General features: G+C 70.8%; 12 protein-coding genes. 1 reads left to right on the top strand and 11 read right to left on the bottom strand.

Features of this window, described 5'->3' with window-relative positions; translation table 11 throughout:
• Position 1 precedes the first annotated feature (1 nt).
• The 10 genes from AC6JA9_RS37280 to AC6JA9_RS37235 form a co-directional block, all read right to left on the bottom strand.
• Positions 2–3,331 carry a glycoside hydrolase 5 family protein gene (locus AC6JA9_RS37280; protein ID WP_497958572.1) on the bottom strand — a complete coding sequence of 1,110 codons (3,330 nt, stop codon included), beginning with the start codon at positions 3,329–3,331 and terminating at the stop codon, positions 2–4.
• On the bottom strand, positions 3,328–4,698 hold the full coding sequence (locus AC6JA9_RS37275) for a GH1 family beta-glucosidase (protein WP_141328648.1): 1,371 nt from the start codon (positions 4,696–4,698) through the stop codon (positions 3,328–3,330). The genes AC6JA9_RS37280 and AC6JA9_RS37275 overlap by 4 nt, the downstream gene beginning before the upstream one ends.
• Positions 4,679–5,674, bottom strand: coding sequence for an ABC transporter ATP-binding protein (locus AC6JA9_RS37270; RefSeq protein WP_497958571.1), 996 nt, complete (start codon positions 5,672–5,674; stop codon positions 4,679–4,681). The genes AC6JA9_RS37275 and AC6JA9_RS37270 overlap by 20 nt, the downstream gene beginning before the upstream one ends.
• Positions 5,671–7,425 (bottom strand): dipeptide/oligopeptide/nickel ABC transporter permease/ATP-binding protein, encoded by a 1,755-nt coding sequence (locus AC6JA9_RS37265; protein ID WP_497958570.1) that lies wholly within the window; start codon positions 7,423–7,425, stop codon positions 5,671–5,673. The genes AC6JA9_RS37270 and AC6JA9_RS37265 overlap by 4 nt, the downstream gene beginning before the upstream one ends.
• Complete coding sequence (locus AC6JA9_RS37260; RefSeq protein ID WP_141328654.1) at positions 7,418–8,398, bottom strand: ABC transporter permease; 981 nt, start codon at positions 8,396–8,398, stop codon at positions 7,418–7,420. Before AC6JA9_RS37260 ends, AC6JA9_RS37265 begins: the two co-directional genes overlap by 8 nt.
• A 2-nt stretch (positions 8,399–8,400) precedes the next feature.
• Positions 8,401–10,050, bottom strand: coding sequence for an ABC transporter substrate-binding protein (locus tag AC6JA9_RS37255; RefSeq protein WP_223746966.1), 1,650 nt, complete (start codon positions 10,048–10,050; stop codon positions 8,401–8,403).
• Positions 10,047–10,892 (bottom strand): glycoside hydrolase family 16 protein, encoded by an 846-nt coding sequence (locus AC6JA9_RS37250; protein ID WP_497958569.1) that lies wholly within the window; start codon positions 10,890–10,892, stop codon positions 10,047–10,049. Before AC6JA9_RS37250 ends, AC6JA9_RS37255 begins: the two co-directional genes overlap by 4 nt.
• Entirely contained in the window at positions 10,889–12,115 is a 1,227-nt protein-coding gene (locus tag AC6JA9_RS37245; RefSeq protein ID WP_426744906.1) for an ROK family transcriptional regulator, read from the bottom strand. Before AC6JA9_RS37245 ends, AC6JA9_RS37250 begins: the two co-directional genes overlap by 4 nt.
• 43 nt (positions 12,116–12,158) lie before the next feature.
• The gene (locus AC6JA9_RS37240; RefSeq protein WP_223747253.1) at positions 12,159–12,905 is read right to left on the bottom strand and encodes a hypothetical protein; all 747 of its coding nucleotides are present in this window, start codon (positions 12,903–12,905) and stop codon (positions 12,159–12,161) included.
• Positions 12,906–13,417: 512 nt separating this feature from the next.
• On the bottom strand, positions 13,418–15,487 hold the full coding sequence (locus AC6JA9_RS37235; RefSeq protein WP_497958568.1) for a hypothetical protein: 2,070 nt from the start codon (positions 15,485–15,487) through the stop codon (positions 13,418–13,420).
• Positions 15,488–15,653: 166 nt separating this feature from the next.
• Here AC6JA9_RS37235 and AC6JA9_RS37230 point away from each other — a divergent pair, with 166 nt between their 5' ends.
• A complete protein-coding gene (locus AC6JA9_RS37230; protein WP_267699328.1) occupies positions 15,654–16,289 on the top strand; it encodes a dioxygenase family protein in 636 nt (211 codons plus the stop codon).
• Here the strand turns inward: AC6JA9_RS37230 and AC6JA9_RS37225 are convergent, their stop codons facing one another.
• The gene (locus tag AC6JA9_RS37225; protein WP_408889047.1) at positions 16,290–18,338 is read right to left on the bottom strand and encodes a TonB-dependent receptor plug domain-containing protein; all 2,049 of its coding nucleotides are present in this window, start codon (positions 18,336–18,338) and stop codon (positions 16,290–16,292) included. It abuts the gene before it with no gap.
• Positions 18,339–18,390: the final 52 nt, after the last annotated feature.

Below are 18,390 nucleotides of genomic sequence, written 5' to 3'. Positions count from 1 at the left end.
CTCAGAGCGAAAGGATTGCATACGCACCCACCTCGTATTCGCGGCCCTCGAGCCCCTCGGCGATGGCCGTCGTGCTCAGGCCCTCCGAGTACTCGTTCAGCATGCGCACCAGCCCTCGCAGACCGAAGCGCGTGGACACCGCCCCCAGCACCGGACGCTTCAAGCCGTAGGACAAGTCGCCTCCGACCTGCAGCGGATAGGTGAGGTTGAAGATGCGGTGATAGTCGTACGGCCCCCAGTCGTTGAAGCGCACCTGCGCCGCCAGGAGCAGCGTGTCGTACAGCGCGTTGGCATCCAGTCCGAAGCGGCGCACCTGCCGCGCGTCCTCGCCACCCGACTGGTTGCTGCCCACGAACGCCGTGCCGTACAGCTTCAGCCGCTGCGACGGGTTGCCCACCATGCGCAGCGACGCCTCCCACTCGTCCCGGGCGGGCGGAGCGCCGGCGAACGGCACCGCGCTGCCATCCGCGAGGATGGCGATGCTCGCGTCACGCGACGTCGGCTGGTGGCGGTACACTAGGTCCAGGCCCGCGGCGAATGGCGCGTCCTCGCGCATCTCCCGGTCCCACTGCCAGAACCACGTCCCGGGCGTCGGGTCGAAGGTGATGAGCAGCTCCGCGCCCAGCGTCTCGCGGTTGTCGAGCACCGTGAACGCGTCCTGCAACACGTTGCGCGCGCGCACCGCCGGGAAGTACGTGCCCGTCTCCCGGTCGAACGTGTCGGGGATGTTCGGGTTCGGTCCGATGAGCGGCTTCTGGTACAACAGATTGGGCGCCACCTCGATGGTGCCCAGCTGGAACGCCGCGCCCGCCTGCGCGCCGAAGTGATTGCCGCGCCCGCTCTCCCGCAGGCTCCAGCCCGTGAGCACGATGCTCGGCTCCGGACCGCCGTCCGCCACGAGTCCCCGGAACGAGCCCTGCGCGAACACGCGCGCCCCGCCGAAGTCATACGTGGCCCGCGCCTTGGCGCCGAGCGTGTCCAGGAACTGCACCTTGTCGCGCAGCACCTCCTGGCCCGTACCCTGGTAGCCGGGGCCGTTCGTCTCGCGCGTCCAGGTGAACTCCTCGCCGATGCGCTGCGGCGCCGCGAGGATACCGCCCACGTCCACGGACAGCGGCCCCTGGTTCCACTCGAACGTCAGCGCCGTGCGGCGCGCCACGCGCTCACGGATGACGGAGGCCGTCTGCTGCGTGCCTCCGCGCGCGATGTCCTCCTGGTGCACCAGCGTCAGCGCCGCGTTGCCGAAGCCCTTGCGGTACTTGGCGACGATGGAGGGGTTGGCGCCCCAGTACAGCTCCGGGCCGATGGCGAGCTTGAAGCCCTCGTACGCGCGCTTGCCGCTGAGCACCACGCCGAAGGGCGCGTTGCCGTGGTAGATGTCGATGTTCGGCCCGTAGTTGGCCTCGCGGTACAGGCCGAAGAAGTCGCCCTCCTCGCCCCAGTGGTAGTGGCCGACGCGGTAGAAGCCCTCGAGCGCGAAGTCCGTGCGGTCCAGCTTGAACTCCGCCTGGTACAGCGCGAACCGGTCGAACCCCGACACACCCGGCTGCGCCACGCCCGGCGTCGGAGAGACACCCGGCGTGGGCGTCGTCGGCGCGGGCGTGTTGCCCCGGTTCTCGTAGAACAGGTTGTTGAGGCGGTTGGTGGCCACGTTGCCCACCACGTTGAACGACGCGCGCCCGTACACGCCGGTGGCGGGCTGGAGCGCCAGGTCGAAGAAGATGGACTCCGTGTGGTCGGAGGCCGTCTGGTTCGGCCGCGTCGTCGCGATGCTCCCGCGCGACAGCGAGCTGTCCATCACCAGCCGCAGGTTGGACACGCGCACCGCGCTGAGCTCATCCGCCTTCGCCAGGGCGATGGAGGACTCGTACCCCTTCGACAGCTCCGAGGGCCGCAGCGCCCCGAAGTGCGCGTGGATGCGGTCCAGGTCCGTCTCCTCCGCGTACGGGTCCAGCCGGAAGGCCGCCTGCAAGAGGTAGTAGGCCGTGCGCGGCTGGATGCGGGAGATGCCCGCGTCATCCGGCGTGCCGAGCGCGCAGATGCCGAACCACTCCTCGTTCATGTTGTTCTGGCCCGGCACGAAGTCCGCCGCGTAGCCGCCGTTGGGCCACGACGCCGTGGTGTCGTGCAGGGAGAGGTTGGTCTCCTGGCCCACCTTCCACCAGCCATCCACCCACTGGAACACGAAGCCGCCCAGCGCGTTGCCCACGCGGCCCTGGCCGTACGTCTGGGTGTAGATCTCCTCCCACTGCTGGCGCAGGTACTCGGCCTGAGCCAGGTGGTCCTCGCGGCCCTCCTTCGCGTTGTACGCGTCCGCGCCGAACTCGGAGAAGAGCACCGGCTTGTCCACCTTGCGCAGCACCTCCTCGTACAAGTCACGGACGCTCGGGCCGCGGTAGACGTTGGCGCCGAAGATGTCGATGTCCGCGGCGTGCTGTGCGACCAGGTCGATGTACTGGAGGTCGCCGTTCGCCAGGGCCACCGGGTGGTTCACGTCGCGCGCCTTGATGGTCCGCGCCGCTTCCCCCATCAGCGTGTAGAGGTGCACCGCGCGCGCGGCGTCCTCCTGGCCGGGCAGCGCCTCGATTTCATACGAGGTCCAGTGCAGGCCGTAGTTGTTCTCGTTGCCGAGCAGCCACAGCAGCACGCCGGGGACGCCCCGGTAGACCTCCACCTTCTTCGCCAGCTCCGCGAGCAGCGCCTCGCGGTACGTCTTGTTGGAGTAGTCGATGTTCGGCACGAAGGCGCCGTTGACGGTGGCGCCGTAGCGGCCCATCAGCGGGTTCACCACGGTGGTGATGCCGTAGTTCTTGAAGATGAACTCCACCCAGCGCGGCGGGATGTCGTCGAACTGGCGGATGGAGTTGACGCCCATGTCGCGCAGCAGCGTCATCTCGCGCGCCAGCACCGCGCGCACGAAGTCGTCGGGCTGGTTCCAGAGCGAGTAGCGGTAGTTCTCGCCGATGGGCGTGTAGCCCCAGTTCATGCCGCGCATGAGGAAGTCGCGGCCGTCCACCTTCAGCTTGAAGCCCCGCTCGTCGCGGTACAGCTTGACGACGGTGGCCTTCTCCGCGCCCGCCGTGACGTCCACGGTGGGCAGGGCGATGGGCTGGGGGGACGGCGCGGGGCTCGGAGGTCCCTCGGGCAGCGTGGACGTGGTGGGCGGAGGCGCGCCGCCGGGCTGCGCGGCGGCGGGCGGCGCGTTCTCCACGGGCGCCGCGGGAGGCTGCGCCGCGCCGGGTTGGACGGGAGGCGCCTGGACCTCCTGGGCGAGGCCCGAGGGCGCGTGCAGGGCGAGGGTCAGCAGGGGGGCGAGGAACAGGGCTCTCATGCGGCCAGCTCCACATCCAGCCCGTTCTGGGCCACCACGGCGCGGTACAGGTGCGCGCTGTCCTTGGGGATGCGCTTCTGGGTGGCGTAGTCGACGTAGACCATGCCGAAGCGCTTCTGGTAGCCGTAGGCCCACTCGAAGTTGTCCAGCAGGGACCAGGCGAAGTAGCCCTGGAGGGGCACGCCCTGGCGGATGGCCTCGAGCGAGGCCTCCAGGTGCAGCCGCAGGTACTGCACGCGCTTGGTGTCGCGCACGCGGCCGTCCGCGTCGGGGCCCGTGCCGTACGCGGCGCCGTTCTCCGTCACGTAGAGGCGGCCCGGGTTGTAGTCCTGGTGCAGCCGCACGAGCAGCTGGGTGAGGCCGTGGGGGCTCACCTCCCAGTCCATCTCCGTCTTCTCGCTGCTGACGTGGACGGTGCGCGGCGCGTTCTGCGACTCGGGGATGCGGTCGCTGCGCAGGACGGCGCGGTTGTAGTAGTTGACCCCGAGGAAATCGATGGGCGTGGAGATGTCCTCCAGGTCTCCGGCGCGCAGGAAGGGCAGGGTGTCCGACTTCAGATGGCCCGCGGCGACATGGTCCTGGATGACGTCACGCGGGTAGCCGCGTCCGTAGAGCGGGTCCAGGTACCAGCGGTTGAAGCCACCGTCGAAGGAGCGGCAGGCCTCCAGGTCCTCGGCGCTGGGCGACGCGGGCTCGGCGGGCACCAGGTTGAGGGTGATGCCCACGTCCGCCTGGGACACGTTGGAGCGCAGCACGGGCACCGCCTGTCCGTGGGACAGGAGCACGTGGTGGGCCGTGGCCAGGGCCTGGCCCCAGTCCTTGATGCCGGGCGCGTGCTCACCGTTGGCGTAGCCCAGCACGCTGATGCACCAGGGCTCGTTGTGCGTAATCCAGCGCTTCGCGCGGTCGCCGAGCTTCTGGCTCACGACGTCCGCGTACTCGACGAAGGCGCTCACCGTGTCGCGCGAGGCCCAGCCGCCCTGGTCCTGGAGCGCCTGGGGGAGGTCCCAGTGGTACAGGGTGACGCAGGGCTCGATGCCGGCCTCCAGCAGCCCGTCGACCAGCCGTGAGTAGAAGTCCAGGCCCGCCTGGCTCACCTTGCCGCGACCGGTGGGGAGGATGCGGGGCCACGCGATGGAGAAGCGATAGGACTTCAGTCCCATCCAGCGCATCAGCTCCACGTCCTCGCGCCACCGATGGTAGTGGTCGCAGGCGACGTTGCCGTTGGTGCCGTCCTGAATCTTCCCAGGCGTGGCGGAGAAACGGTCCCAGATGGATTCACCGCGCCCGTCAACATCGGTGGCGCCTTCAATCTGGTACGAGGAGGTGGCGACACCCCACACGAAGTCACGAGGAAACTGCCGCATCGTCAGGGACTCCTTTCGAGGACTCGAGGTGGCAGCGGACGTGGTGCTCCGCCGCGGGAAGGTGGAAGGGGGGAAACGACTCGTGACAGCGCACGTCCGCGTGCGGACAGCGCGGGGCGAAGGCGCAGCCCAATGGCGGCGCGGGCCCGGCGGGAGTGCGAGCGGGCAGCGGCGTGCGCAGGAAGTCCACGCCGTCCGGCACCGCGGAGAGCAGCAGGCGCGTGTACGGGTGGCGAGGTGCCTGGAGCACCTCGCGGGTGTGGCCCGTCTCCACGACGCTGCCCGCGTAGAGCACCAGCACGCGGTCCGCGAGGTGTCGCGCGCTCGCCAGGTCGTGGGTGATGAAGAGGATGCCGATGCCGCGCTCGCGCGTCAGGCCCTTGAGGAGCTGGAGCACGCCCCGGCGCGTGGAGACGTCGAGCATCGACGTGGGCTCGTCCGCGATGATGACGTCGGGTTCGACGGCCAGCGCCCGGGCCACCGCGACGCGCTGCCGCTGGCCTCCGGACAGCTCGTGCGGATAGCGCTGGGCGAACTGCTCCACGGGCGTCAGGCCCACGGACTCCAGCAGCGCGTGCACGCGGCGCTTGAGCTCCACGCCCTGGGCCTTGCCGTGGCGCAGGAGCGAGCGCTCCAGGTGATAGGCCACGGTGTGCACGGGGTTGAGCGAGGCGAACGGGTCCTGGAACACCATCTGCACGCGGGCGCGGTAGGACAGCGACGCGGCGCGGCCGTCGTGCGCGAGGACGTTCTCTCCGTGCAGACGCAGCTCGCCGCCGTCCGGGGTGTCCAGCCGCGCGAGCAGGCGCGCCAGGGTGCTCTTGCCGCTGCCGGACTCACCGACGAGCGCGAGGATTTCGCCGCGCTCCAGTGAGAAGGAGACGTCCTGCAACACCTTGCGCCGGGAGCGCGAGAGGAAGCCGCCCAGCGGGAAGCTCTTCGACAAGCGCGTGGCCTCCAGGAGCGGCGGGCTCATCGGCGACCTCCGGGCAGCGCGGCCTGTGCGGTTTTGAGTGAGGCGTGCTCCAGGACATCCGGTGGCGGCGGCGCCACATCGGACGCGCCGAGGTGCGGGAAGGACGAGAGCAAGAGCCGCGTGTACGGATGCTTCGCGTCCGTGCGCAGCCGCTCCGCCGTGTCCACCTCCACCAGCTTGCCGGCCTGGAGGATGCCCACCCGGTCCGCGAGCGCCAGCAACAGCGGCAGGTCATGCGTGATGAACAGGACGGCGAAGCCCAGCCGGTCCTTCAGCTCCACCACCCGCTGCAGCAGCTCCTTCTGCACCACCACATCGAGCGCCGTCGTGGGCTCGTCCATCACCACCAGCTTCGGCTCCAGCGCCAACGCCAGCGCGATGCCCACCCGCTGCCGCATGCCGCCCGACAGCTGGTGCGGCCACGCGTGCACCAGCTCCGGCTTCAGCCCCACCATCGCGAGCATCTCGCGCGCCCGCGCATGGGACGCCGCGCGGGAGCTCCCCCCGTGCGCCGCCAGCGTGTCGTGGAACTGCTCGCCCAACGAGAGCACCGGATTGAGCGCGCTCATCGCGCTCTGGAACACCATGGACACCCGGCTCCAGCGGAACTCGCGCATCGCCTCGGGCGACAGCGCGGTGACGTCCGTGCCATCGAACAGGATGCGGCCCTGGGTAATCGCCGCCGACGGAGGCAGCAGTCTCAACAGCGCGTAGCCCAGCGTCGACTTGCCGCTCCCCGACTCACCCGCGAGCCCGAACACCTCGCCCGGCGCGATGTCGAGCGACACCTGGTCCACCACCCGCGAAGGCCCCGAGGCCGTCATGTACTCGATGGACACCCCACGCACGCTCAGGAGCGCGCCGGGCGTGGGCGCCTCGGAGGACGCCTCGACCGCCTTCGCGGGCACCGGCGCCGAAGGGGGCGCCCGCAGCGCGGGGTTGGTCACCTCGTCGATGGCGGAGCTCAGCAGCGTGAGCGAGAAGCCCACCAGCGCGATGCACAGGCCCGTGGGGACGAAGATCCACCACGAGCGCGTCAGGAGCGCCGCGTCGTTGCCGGCCCAGTACAGGTTGGTGCCCCACGTCACCGCGCCCACGTCGCCCAGGCCCAGGAACTCCAGCCCCACCTGCGCGCCCACCGCGTACAGCGTGTTCCCGATGAACGACGACGCCACCAGCGACGCCATGTTGGGCAAGAGCTCCCGGGTGATGATGCGCGCGTGGCTCTCGCCGGCCACCACCGCCGCCGCCACGAAGTCCCGACCGCGCAAGGCCAGCGCCTCCGCCCGGAACACCCGCGCGTTCCACGCCCAGCCCGCGAACGTGAGCACCACCACCATGCGCATCGGCCCCGAGGGCAGGTATGCCCCCAGCACGATGGCCAACGGCAGACCCGGGATGACCAGGAACACGTTGGTGGTGAGCGTCAGCGCGTCGTCCACACGCCGGCCCAGGTAGCCCGCCGTGATTCCCACCAGCGCGCCCACCAGCGTCACCAGCGCGCCCACCGCGAAGCCGATGGCCAGGGTCTCCCGCGCGCCGACCACCGTCTGCGCGAGCACGTCCTGTCCCTGGCCCGTGGTGCCGAACCAGTGCGCGCGCGAGGGCGGCTGGTGCGGCTGGCCCACCAGCTCCGTGGGGTCCATCACCAGCCACGGGCCCACCAGCGCGAGCACGAGGAAGCCCAGCAGGATGCTGCCTCCCACCGCCGCCTTGCGCTGGCGGAGCAGGCGTCGAAGGGTCTCACGCATGGGCGCGGGTCCTCGGGTCCAGCCAGAGGCAGAGCAGGTCCACCGCGAAGTTCGCGGCGAGCACCGCCAGCGTGATGACCAGGAAGAGCCCCTGCATCAGCGGGTAGTCCTGGTTGCGCACCGCGAGGATGAGCAGGTAGCCCGTCCCCGGATACGAGAAGACAATCTCCGTCAGCAGCGAGCCGCTGAGCACGAACCCCAGCGCCATCCCGAAGCCCGTCACGTTGGGCAGCAGCGCGTTGCGCGCCGCGTACCGCAGCATCACCTGCCGGGGCGGCAGCCCCTTCGCGTGCGCCAGCCGCAGCGTGTCCGTGCCCAGCACGGCCACCATGGTGTTGCGCATGCTCAGCATCCACCCGCCCAGCGTGGCCACCACGATGGACGTCGCCGGCAGCACCGCGTGCCGCCCCACGTCCGCGATGAACGAGAGCGTCAGCCCCGGCTCCACGTCGTGCGAGTACGCGTGCCGCAGCGGGAACCACCCCAGCCCGAAGCCGAAGAGGTACAGCGCCAGCATGGCCAGCCAGAAGTAGGGGAAGGCCCCCAGGAACGCGAGCGCCGGCGCCAGCGCGGAGTCCATCCATCCGCCCCGGTTCCACGCCGCCAGCACGCCCAGCATCGTCCCCACCGCGAAGCTGATGACCACCGCGCACCCGGCCAGCCCCACCGTCCACAAGAGCCCCGTGCCGATGACCTCCGACACGCGCGACGGGTAGTACGCGTAGGACAGCCCCAGGTCGCCCGAGAGCAGGTGCTTCAGGTACGTGACGTACTGCACGTGCCACGGTGCGTCCGTGAAGCCGAAGGCCGTCTTCAGCGCCACCAGCGCCTCCGGCGAGATGCGCCCCTCGAAGCGCGCGAACATCGCCGTGGCCGGATCTCCAGGCGCGAGCCTCGGGATGACGAAGTTCATCGTCAGCGAGGCCCACGCCGCGAGCAGATAGAAGCCGAGCCTGCGAAGCACGTAGGACATGGTCAGGGCTCCCTCGGCGTGAGGGTCGTCAGCACCAGCAGGCTGTCCGGCTCGGCGTGCGGGGACAGCCGCGCGTACGGGTTCGCCTCGGAGGGAAAGCCCGTGAAGCGCTTGGAGTTGGCCTCACCCCAGGACGGGTTCGGGAACAGCGGAATCGCGGGCGCCGTCTCCGAGAAGCGCCGCTGCACCTGCGCCATCAGCGCCTGCTGCTCGTCGCGCGAGTCGGTGCCCTCGAAGCGCTCCAGCAGCGCGTCCGTCTGCGCGTCGCCGTAGCGCTGCCAGTTCGCCGCGGCCACCTCGCCCACCGGCCGCACCGTCGCCGACGACAGCATCCACTTGTAGAAGGTGTACGGCGTGGGCCCGTCCAGTGACCACGAGATGGCCAGCTGGAACTCGCCCTTCTGCAGCCGCGCCTGCCACGCGCCGAACTCGTACGTGCGCAGCTGCGCCTGCAGCCCCAGCTTGCGCAAGTCGCGCGCGACCACCTGTCCCGCGCGCACCCAGTCGGACCAGCCGCCCACCACCTCGATGTCCAGCGTCAGCGGCAGGCCGTCCTTGCCACGCCGCAGTCCGTCCTCGCCCGCGATGAGGCCCGCCTCGTCCAAGAGCCGCGCGGCCTCCTTCGCGTCGTGGCGCACCCACGCGTCGTCCGCGACGTCCGCGTCCCGCCAGCCCGCGTACGCGTCATTGAGGCCCGTGGCGTCCGCCGGCCGCGTGTAGCCGTACATCGCGATCTCGACCAGCCGCTCGCGGTCCAGCGCCATGCTCAGCGCCTTGCGCACGCGCACGTCGTCCAGCGGCGGCCGCGTGGTGTTCGGGTAGAGGAAGACGGTGCTGCCGTAGAGCGGGAACCAGCGCGCGTGGTGCTTCGGGTCCTTGGACACGAAGGTGCGGTCCACGGCGGGGACGAAGTTGCCCGCCCAGTCCACCTCGCCCTCCACCAGCGCCAGGTTCGCCTGGTCATTGGTTGGGAACGCCAGGAAGCGCAGCGCGCGCACCGCGGGCTTGCCGGGCTGCCAGTAGTACGGGTTGCGGCCCAGCTCGTACACCTGGTTGCGGAACAGGCTCACCTGCGTGAAGGGGCCGGTGGCCACCGGGCTCGGGTTGGTGAAGGTCACCGGGTCCGCCACCCGCTCCCAGATGTGCTTGGGGACGATGGGCTGCGCGGCCAGGTCTCCGAAGCCCGGGATGAACAGGCGCGAGAACTGGAACGCCACCGTGTGCGGCCCCTCGGCGCGCACGTCCGACAGGAAGCGCCACACGCCGCCCGCGTCCAGCGCCGCGTGCTTGCGCAACAGCTGGAACGTGTACGCCACGTCCTCCGCGCTGAAGGCCCTGCCGTCGGACCAGCGCACGCCCTCGCGCAAGGTGAAGCGCAGCGTGCGGCGGTCCTCGGACCACGCATGCCCGGTGGCGAGCCACGGCGTGAAGCCGCCGGTGGACGGCGTGTAGAGCTCCAGGCACTCGTAGATGCCCGCGCGCGTGGGCCACCTGGAGCCCGCGCCGGGGAACAGCGGGTTGAAGTTGCGCACCCACGCGCTCTGCTGCTCCACGGAGACGAACAGCGTCCCGGGCGGACGGGGCCTGGGCTCGTTCGAGCACGCGGCCAACGTCAGCAGGAGGAGGGGGAGCAGTGAGGCCGCGGGCCTCATTCCGCCCTCGCGTAGACGCGCACGTAGTCCACGCGCATCGTCTGGGGGAACTGGGTGGTCCCGTCGATGGGCCCCACGTAGTTGCCGCCCACCGCGATATTCAGGATGAGGAAGTGGGGATGGTCGAACACCCAGCGCCGGTTGGCCGGCAAATCCCTGGGCGTCACCTCGAGGAACGCGACGTCGTCGACGAACCAGCGGATGCGGTCGGGGTCCCACTCCACCGCGTAGAGGTGGAAGTCCTCGTACAGCTTGCCCCCGCTGACCACGTGCTCGCCGCCGACGTTCTCCCCGCCCGAGTAGCCCGGGCCGTGCAGCGAGCCCCGGACGATGGCGGGCAGCTGGCCCCGGTGCTCCATGATGTCGATTTCGCCGCACTCGGGCCAACCGACCTGCGGGAAGTTGGCGCCCAGCATCCAGAACGCCGGCCAGATGCCCTTGCCGGTGGGCAGCTGGATGCGCGCCTCGAAGCGGCCGTACGCGCGCTCGAACTTGCCGCGCGTGTTCAGGCGCGCGGAGGTGTAGTCGTTGCCCTGGTAGCGCTCCTTGCGCGCGGTGATGACCAGGTGGCCCTCGCCATCCAGTGACGCGTTCTCCGTGCGCGCGGTGTTGTGCTCGTACTGGGCGTTGCCCCAGCCGTCTCCTCCGACGTCCGCGTTCCACCGCTCAGGGGAGGGCGGGGTGCCCGGTGCGCCGTCGAACTCGTCCTGCCAGACCAGCCGCCAATCCTGATGCGAGGGCTGGTGGATGGTGGGAGGGGGCTCGATGCTCTTGGAGCGGGCCGGGTCACAGGCCACGCTCCCCAGGAGCAGGCACCACGCGAGGAGTCGGCTGGAGGTCATGCGATTCTTCCGACGTGTTGGAGTGGGAACAGCGTGCGGTCCCGGAGGGCCGCCTGGAGCACGAGCGTCGCCGCGCCCACCGCGATGGACTTGTCGCCCAGCGCGGAGGTGACGATGCGCGTCTCCGCCATGGACGTGGACAGCGCGCGCTTGCGCACCGAGGTCCGCAAGGGGTCCAGCAGCAGGTCCCCCACGGAGGAGATTTCTCCGCCGAGCACGACGATGGCGGGGTTGAGCAGGTTGAGCAGGCCCGCCACCGCGATGCCCAGGTACTGGCCCAGCCCGTCGATGATCTGCCGCGCCGCCGCGTCTCCGGCGCGCGCGCCCTCGACGATTTCGCGGATGGTCGGCGCCTTGCGGCCCTTGGTGCCCATCAGCTCCCGCGCGCGCTCCACCAACGCGCCGGACCCGATGAGGGTGACCAGGCAGCCGCGCAGTCCGCACAGGCACGGCGGCCCCGCGGAGTCCACGGCGATGTGGCCAATCTCTCCGGCCGTCCCTCCGGCGCCGCGGTACACGTCGCCGTGGATGATGTGGCCCGAGCCGATGCCCGTGGCCAGCTTGATGTACGTCAGGTCCTCCCCGTTGATGCCCGCGCCCCAGTAGCACTCCGCCAGCGCGCCCAGGTTCGCGTCGTTGTCCACCAGCACCGGCAGGTCGAACGTGCTGCCCAGCGCCTCGCGCACGTCGTAGCCGCGCCAGGCCGGCAGGATGAGCGGCGAGAGCTTCCCCGGCGCGGACGGGTGCACCGGGCTGGGCGCGGCCACGCCCAGGCCCACTACGGACTTGCGGGGCACGCGCTCGGCGTCCAGGCACTCCTGCACCAGCGCCCGGATGGACTTGAGCGTGCCTTCGGGGTCGTTGCGCACCTGCTGCGCGCTGTTGCGGTGCGTGCGCACGCGGCCTCGCAGGTCCGTGAGCACGACGGTGACGTGGGTGGCGCCCATCTCCACGCCGAGGATGCTGAAGGCGTCATCCCGGAAGCCGATGAGCGTGGGCCGGCGGCCACCCCGGGACACGCCGGCGCCGATGCTGCGCACCAGCCCGGAGTGCTCCAGGTCCGCGACGATGGCCGACACGGTGGACGGGCTGAGCTCCGTCCTCCGGGCAATCTCCGCCCGGGAAATCTGGCGCTCGCGCCAGATCATGTTCAGCAGCAGGCTGCTGTTCTGCGCCCGCATGCCCGCCGCGTCGACCGTCCGTGCCGCCGTTCCCACTTTCATCGTCCCCTTACGCTCCGTTCCACCGCGTGGAGGATGGTGGGGGTCACCGCCACTGGATGTCGTCGATGAAGAAGACGACCGGAGAGGGCTTGCCTCCCGCGACCCAGCCAAAACCACCCACCACCTTCCGGTATCGGACGCGGCTGACGTCGATTGTGTACTCAGTTGGCGTCGTCGTGAGCGTCACGTCGCCGGTATCCAGCGTGAATCCGTCCGCCTTGGTGCTCAGGCCGGCCAGGAACTTGACGACCTCGCCGCCCGAGGCTCCCCAGGCGTAGAAGGAGAGCACGGAGGCGCCGTCCGGGATTTCGAAGCCGGGCAGGTCGCCCCAGTTGCTCTCCGGGTACTGCCACCACACGCCGCCCCAGTTGTTGCCGCCCACCGTATAGGTGAACTTGTGGCAGGTGCCCTTGCCCGTGCCGGGCCGAGGCGAGGCGCACTCGGACGCATAGGTGATGGTGCCCTGCTCGCCGTCGCCCATGTAGCCGCTGGCCGCCCAGTGGCTGTCCACCGCCAGGGGCAGCGTCACCGTGGGGCCCGCGTCCGGCGTGCCCGCGTCCGGAGGAGGCTCGCCCGCGTCCGGCGTCCCTGAATCAGGAGTCCCCGAGTCGGGCGCACCGGCGTCCGGCGTGCCCGAGTCCTGCGGCGTCCCGGAGTCGGGCTTCGTCCCCGCGTCGGCCTGCGGGTCCGGCGTCTTGTCGTCCTCTTCCGGGTCACACGCGCCGAGCAGACTCATGGCGGCGAGCATCCCCGCCGCGGCACACGTCCAGGCGAAACGCTTGTGCTGCATGGGCTTCCCCTCCCTGCTGGAAAACTTCGTTCTTGCTGCGAAGAAACCAGTCGACGCACACAGGTGGCGCTCGCACGGTGCGATGCGTCATGAAAAGCGCTCTGCTTCAGAGGAGCGTGCGGTGAATCACGCCGTGCCCATCGCCCGCACCCCCGGGGCCCACCGTCACTCCGTGACGAACCGGCGCCGCATTCGTTCGAGTGGCGAAGAAAGTACCAGTGACGTCTGGCGGATTGCAAGTTCGCGCACGTCTGCGTTTGCGGCGCGCGCAGGGCACAATGCCTGACGCGACGCGGCGGTGGCGCTGGTGAGAGTCATTGTCCACGCGGGCGCGAAGTCGTGAAGGCTGGCGCGCGGCGGGGGCGGAAAACTTCATTCGTCGAGCGAATGAAGTGGGGGCGGGACGGGGTGCTGCTCACGTCCGGTGTCGGGAGGAACGACGAGGCCGGCGGACACGATAGCGGGTGTCCGCCGGCCAGGACAAATCGAGGCGGTGTGCGAATGCAGCGCGGTTACGGGCTGGCGGTGAGCAGGTTCGTCATGGAGACGACGAAGGTGTAGTAGCCGCCGCCGTGGGTGGGCGGGGGCGGGTTCTGGCGCATCCACGCGGCGAGCTGCTCGGGGGTGCCGTTGGGGAGGGCGGTCCGGGCCTCTTCGAAGTAGTTGAGGAAGGTGCGCACGCCGGAGTTCGCGGGGGTCGTCTGTCCCTCGGGCGCGATGAGCCCCATCATCTGGTCGATTTCGGAGGGCTCCAGGTCGAAGGCCTGGGCCACCTCCCGCAGGCCGGCGGTGTCGGTGAGGCGGCGCGTCACCAAATCCCTCATGCGTGGGAAGTCGAGGCCGAGCGCCGCCAGGTCGCGGGCCTGGCTGGGGTAGGTGGACACGAACTCCACGCGGGCCGCGGCGTCGGGGATGCCGAACGCGGTGGCGCGCTCGGTGACGGCGCGGCGCACCTCCTCGTCGCGCAGGTAGCTCTCCCGGGCCTGGCCAATCTGGTTGAGGACGAAGAGGGTGGCGGCCACGGCGAAGCCCGGGGCGCCGGTGAGGATGCCCGCGAAGGACAGGGCGCCCGTGACGACGCTCGCGGCCTGCACGGCCACCTGGATGTGGGTGCCCTGGTTCTGCTCCTGGCGCGAGAGCAGCTCCACCACGTTGAGGCTCGCGGCCACCATGCCCAGGATGTTGCTGGCCTTGCCCACCAGCTTCGCCAGGGCGGGGGCATTCGCCGCCAGGTTCGCCGTGTGCTGGGCCGCTCCCTCGAGGACGGGGAACCTGCCGGCGGCGGAGGAGGTGACGCGGTGGAGCACCGACGCCACGGTGCCCAGGCTGAGGCTGACGGCCGCGGCGCCCATGCCCACCTTGCTCAAGGGGCCGGTGATTCCCAGCAGGACGTTGGGCTCGGAGAACACCTCGGGCCGCGTGAACATGGCCACCGAGAGCGCGGAGGTGACCAGCGACATGGCGCCGGCGCCGCCCTGCGTGGCCGCGTGGGTGGACAGCGCGGTGAGGGCGGCCACGTCGCCGGTGACGGCGCGCGACAGCGTGTCCAGCGTCGCCTGGGGGTTGGGGCCCAGGATGCTGGCCTGGACGCTCGCGGGCATCGCGTCGATGAGCGCGCGGCTGGCGGCCACGGCCTGCTCGGGCGTCTGTCCCTTCGCGAGCGCGTCCGCCATGGTGGCGTTGAGCGCGGGGCCGTAGACCTGGGCCTCCAGGTTGACGCCCGCGCCGCTGGCGAGGGTGGTCATCAGCGGGGCGTTGTTGGCCAGGAAGTCCACCGCGGCGCCCGCCTGGGGCGAGTCGGCGACCAGGGCCAGGCCCTCGAACAGCGCGGCCGCGGCGGTGGGCGTGGTGTAGGGCGAACCCGCGTGGTGCTCGGCGAGGTAGCTCGTGAGCGCGTCGCCGTTGGCTTCGAGGTGGGCGGCGAAGTCGGCCACGGCCGCGTCGCGCGCCGCGTAGACGCCGGCGTTCTGCTCGCGGTAGCCGGCGATGTACGCGTCGCGCTCCTCGGTGGTCAGCGTGGGGCCGAGCAGCGCCAGGTCGTTGGCGAGCTGCACCTCCGTCGCGTCGACCGCCTGCTGCGCCGCGGTGGCGGAGGCGGACAGCGTCTGCATCCGCGCGTACGCATCCGCGCCCGTCAGGCCCGGCGCGACCTGGGCGCGAGAGGTCGCCGTCGTGCCCTCGGTCCCACCCCCGCGCGAGACGAGGCCGCCGTTGCCCGTGCCTCCGAGCAGGTTGCCTCGTCCTCCGTTCAGGAGGCTCGCGCTGGCCCCGGAGCCATTGAGCAGGGCCATGCCGCCGTTCATCAACATCCCCGCGGTGACTGTGCCGCCGCTGCCCTGGCCCCCGTGCTGCGTCGGCACATGAGGCCCGGGCTTGCCCGCGCCGGCCGTGTCGCCGTTCTTCGCGGCCCACTTGCGGAGGTCCGACTTGCGCGTGTCCTCGGCCTCGAAGCCGCTGTCCTGCTTCTGGTAGCGCGGCGTGGGCGGAGGAGGCGGCGGTGGCGGAGCCGGCCGGGCGGCCTCGGCCTCGGGCGGCGGCGTGGGAACGAACGACGGGGATGGGCTGGACGGAATCCGGGACATGTCGCGCGACCTCGCGTTGAAAACTTTCAACGGAAGTGTCGCGGCCCGCGCGTCGTCGGATGAATTAAACCGAGTTAAATCCGCGCCGCCTCGAGTGTCTTCGGCACGGGGCCCGGCGGCTGGGAATCGAGGCCCCGCTCCTCCGTTGTGGAGGTCCATGCGAGCGATGAAGCGACGAGAGGTCCTGGTGGGGTTGGGCGCCTGCGCGGCCGGCGCGGTGGTGGGGGCCTGCGCGGAGGCGGGTGGGGCGGTGCCCCGGGCGCGGCCGGACCTCTACGCGTGCGAGGGCTGTGAAGCGGTGGCCGAGCGCGCGCCGGAATCGATGACGTCCCGCGTCCAGCTCGCCTCGTCGACGGAGCCGGGCGAGCGGATGGTGCTGACGGGGCGGGTGCTGAGCCCTGGCACGCGAGCCCCCGTGGCGGGTGTCATCGTCTATGCCCACCACACCAACGCGCAGGGGCTGTATGCGAACGGGGGCAAGGAGACGACGTGGAGCCGGCGTCACGGCCGGCTGCGAGGGTGGGCACGGACGGGGAAGGACGGTGTCTACACGTTCGACACCATCAAGCCCGCGCCCTATCCGGACGGTTCGATGCCCGCCCACGTGCACCTGTTCCTCGGCGAGCCCGGCCGCGCTCCGTACCACGTCGATGACGCCGTGTTCGACGGCGAGTACGGCGTGACGGCGGAGTACCGCGCGAAGCAGGAGCTGCGCGGCGGCAGCGGCATCCTCAAGCTGTCACGCTCGCCCGCGGGCGTGTGGCTGGCGACGCGGGACATCGTGCTGGAGCTGCATCCCTAGTCACGGCTCGCTCAGCGCCGGGTCGAACAGGTAGCTCAGGCGGACGAGGAACTCGCGCGAGAACACGGGCAGCGGCGCATGGCCGCCGTTGTACGGCTGGGCGATGCGGAAGTTCGTCCCGAGGATGTTGTAGACGCCCGCGCCCACCTCCAGCCCTGGCGTGAGCACATCCCGCGCGCGCACGTAGAGGTTGAGCAGCAGCTGCGTCGGCAGCTCCTCCACGGCCGAGCGGCCCTGGTCATCCGGCACGTCCACCGCGAAGCGCCGCCCCACCAGCACCGCCGTCGGGTTCACCGACAGCCACGGCTTGAGCTTCAGGCTGCCGGACAGCGAGGCCTTGTGCGTGGGCATCCCGGTGAACGCGTTGGAGTGTCCGGGCACCTGGTAGTCGGCCACGTCGTTGCGGCCCGAGGGCGCGTAGAACGAGTAGCTCAGCGCCACCCGTCCCCAGCTCCCCTTCAGGTGGTAGTCCAGCTCCACGCCCCGGCTGCCGAGCCGCCCCAGGTTGCGGTACGCCTCCTCGTTCGTCACCGCGTCGTACGAGTAGATGATGGGGTCGGAGACGCCCACGTCGAAGGCGTTGGCGCTCAGCGCGTGGCCCTCGCCCAGGCGCAGCGTGCCCTCCAGCTCGTACACGGTGGTGCGCTCGGGCTTCACGTCCGCGCCCAGGCTGATGTTCTCGATGCCCGGCGCGCGGAAGGCGCGGCTGAACAGCGCCTTGCCGCTGAACGGACCGAAGGCGCGCAGGAGCACCAGCCGCGGCACGAAGGAGCTGCCGAAGGCGCTGTGGTTCTCGTACCGCGCGCCCGCGACCACGGTGGCGATGGGGTTCTCCGAGAACGCCTCCACGAAGCCCGCGACGTTCAGATAGGAGACGCTCGTCGCGCCGTCCGCGCCGAAGGCCGTCTGCAGTCCCACGTCCGCGGGCCCCTCCAGCCGCCCCTGGTCCGACGCCACGTCCACGCCGCCGGTGAGCTGCAGGTAGTCCAGCGCCGCCCAGCGCGCCATCGTCCGGCCGCGCAGCCGCATCACCCGCTTCTCGTAATAGAACTCCGAGCCCTGGTCCGTGTCGCGGAACGGCTCGGCGAGCGTCAGGTTGAAGCGGGGGATGATTTCAACCCGCTCGCTCGGACGGAAGCGGTTGCTCAGCTCCGCGTGGAAGGACTCGAAGTCGGTGGCCGCGGGCGCGTCCAGCACCTCGTCGAAGGCGACGATGGCCGACGTGGCGAAGCGCTGGTACAGCACGCTCAATTGCAGGTCCCGGTAACCCACGCCCGCCTGCACCGTCGTCGGGTCCAGCTTCGTGTTGCCGCCCAGCTGCGCGGTGTTGCCGAAGAAGTCCTCGAAGCGCCCGTCGCTGCGCTGCCCTTGCCCCAGCGACGCGGAGGCGAAGACGCTCAGGCCCGGCGCGGACTCGAACACCTTGCGGCCCGACAGCGTGAGGCTGCGCCGCCCGTTGACCGACTCCAGCTGGCCATAGGTGCCCGACACCATCAGGTCCGAGCTGCCCTGCACGCCGCGGGTGATGACGTTGATGACGGCCAGCTCCGCGTTGCCGCCGTAGATGACCGAGCCGGGGCCGCGCACCACCTCGATGCGTTCGATGAGCTCCACCGGCAGCTCGTTGCCCAGCTGCATCGTCGAGTAGAGCTGCTCGTTGAGCTCCTTGCCGTCGACGACGAGCAGCACCTTGCCCTCGTAACCCCACAGGCCGCGGAAGCCCGGCCCCACCGTGCCCTGCGTGTCCACGCCGAAGAAGAAGCCCGGCACCTGGAGCAGCACGTCCATCAGGTCGCGCGCGCCCGAGTCGCGAATCTCCTCCGCCGTCAGCGACGTCACCACCGCGGGCGAGTCACGCAGCCGGGTGATGGCGAACGAGGCCACCTGGCTGTGCACGTCCGACTCCCCATCCAGCGGCAGCTCCTCCCGCGCGCGGGCCTCGGGCGCGGGCTCGGGCGGGGGCTCGGGCTCCTCCCACTGGGCGAGGGCGGGAGACGCGCACAAGAGCAGCGAGAGCAGACCGGGGCGGAGCCGATGACGGCGGACCATGGTGACCTCCAGGCAATGACGGGGCGTGGGCGTCCAAGGCCCTCGCGGAGAT

The sequence above is a fragment of the Myxococcus sp. MH1 genome (genome assembly GCF_059738865.1).
Note: the sequence above shows the minus strand (reverse complement) of the source record. Positions and strands in the feature narration are given on the sequence as shown.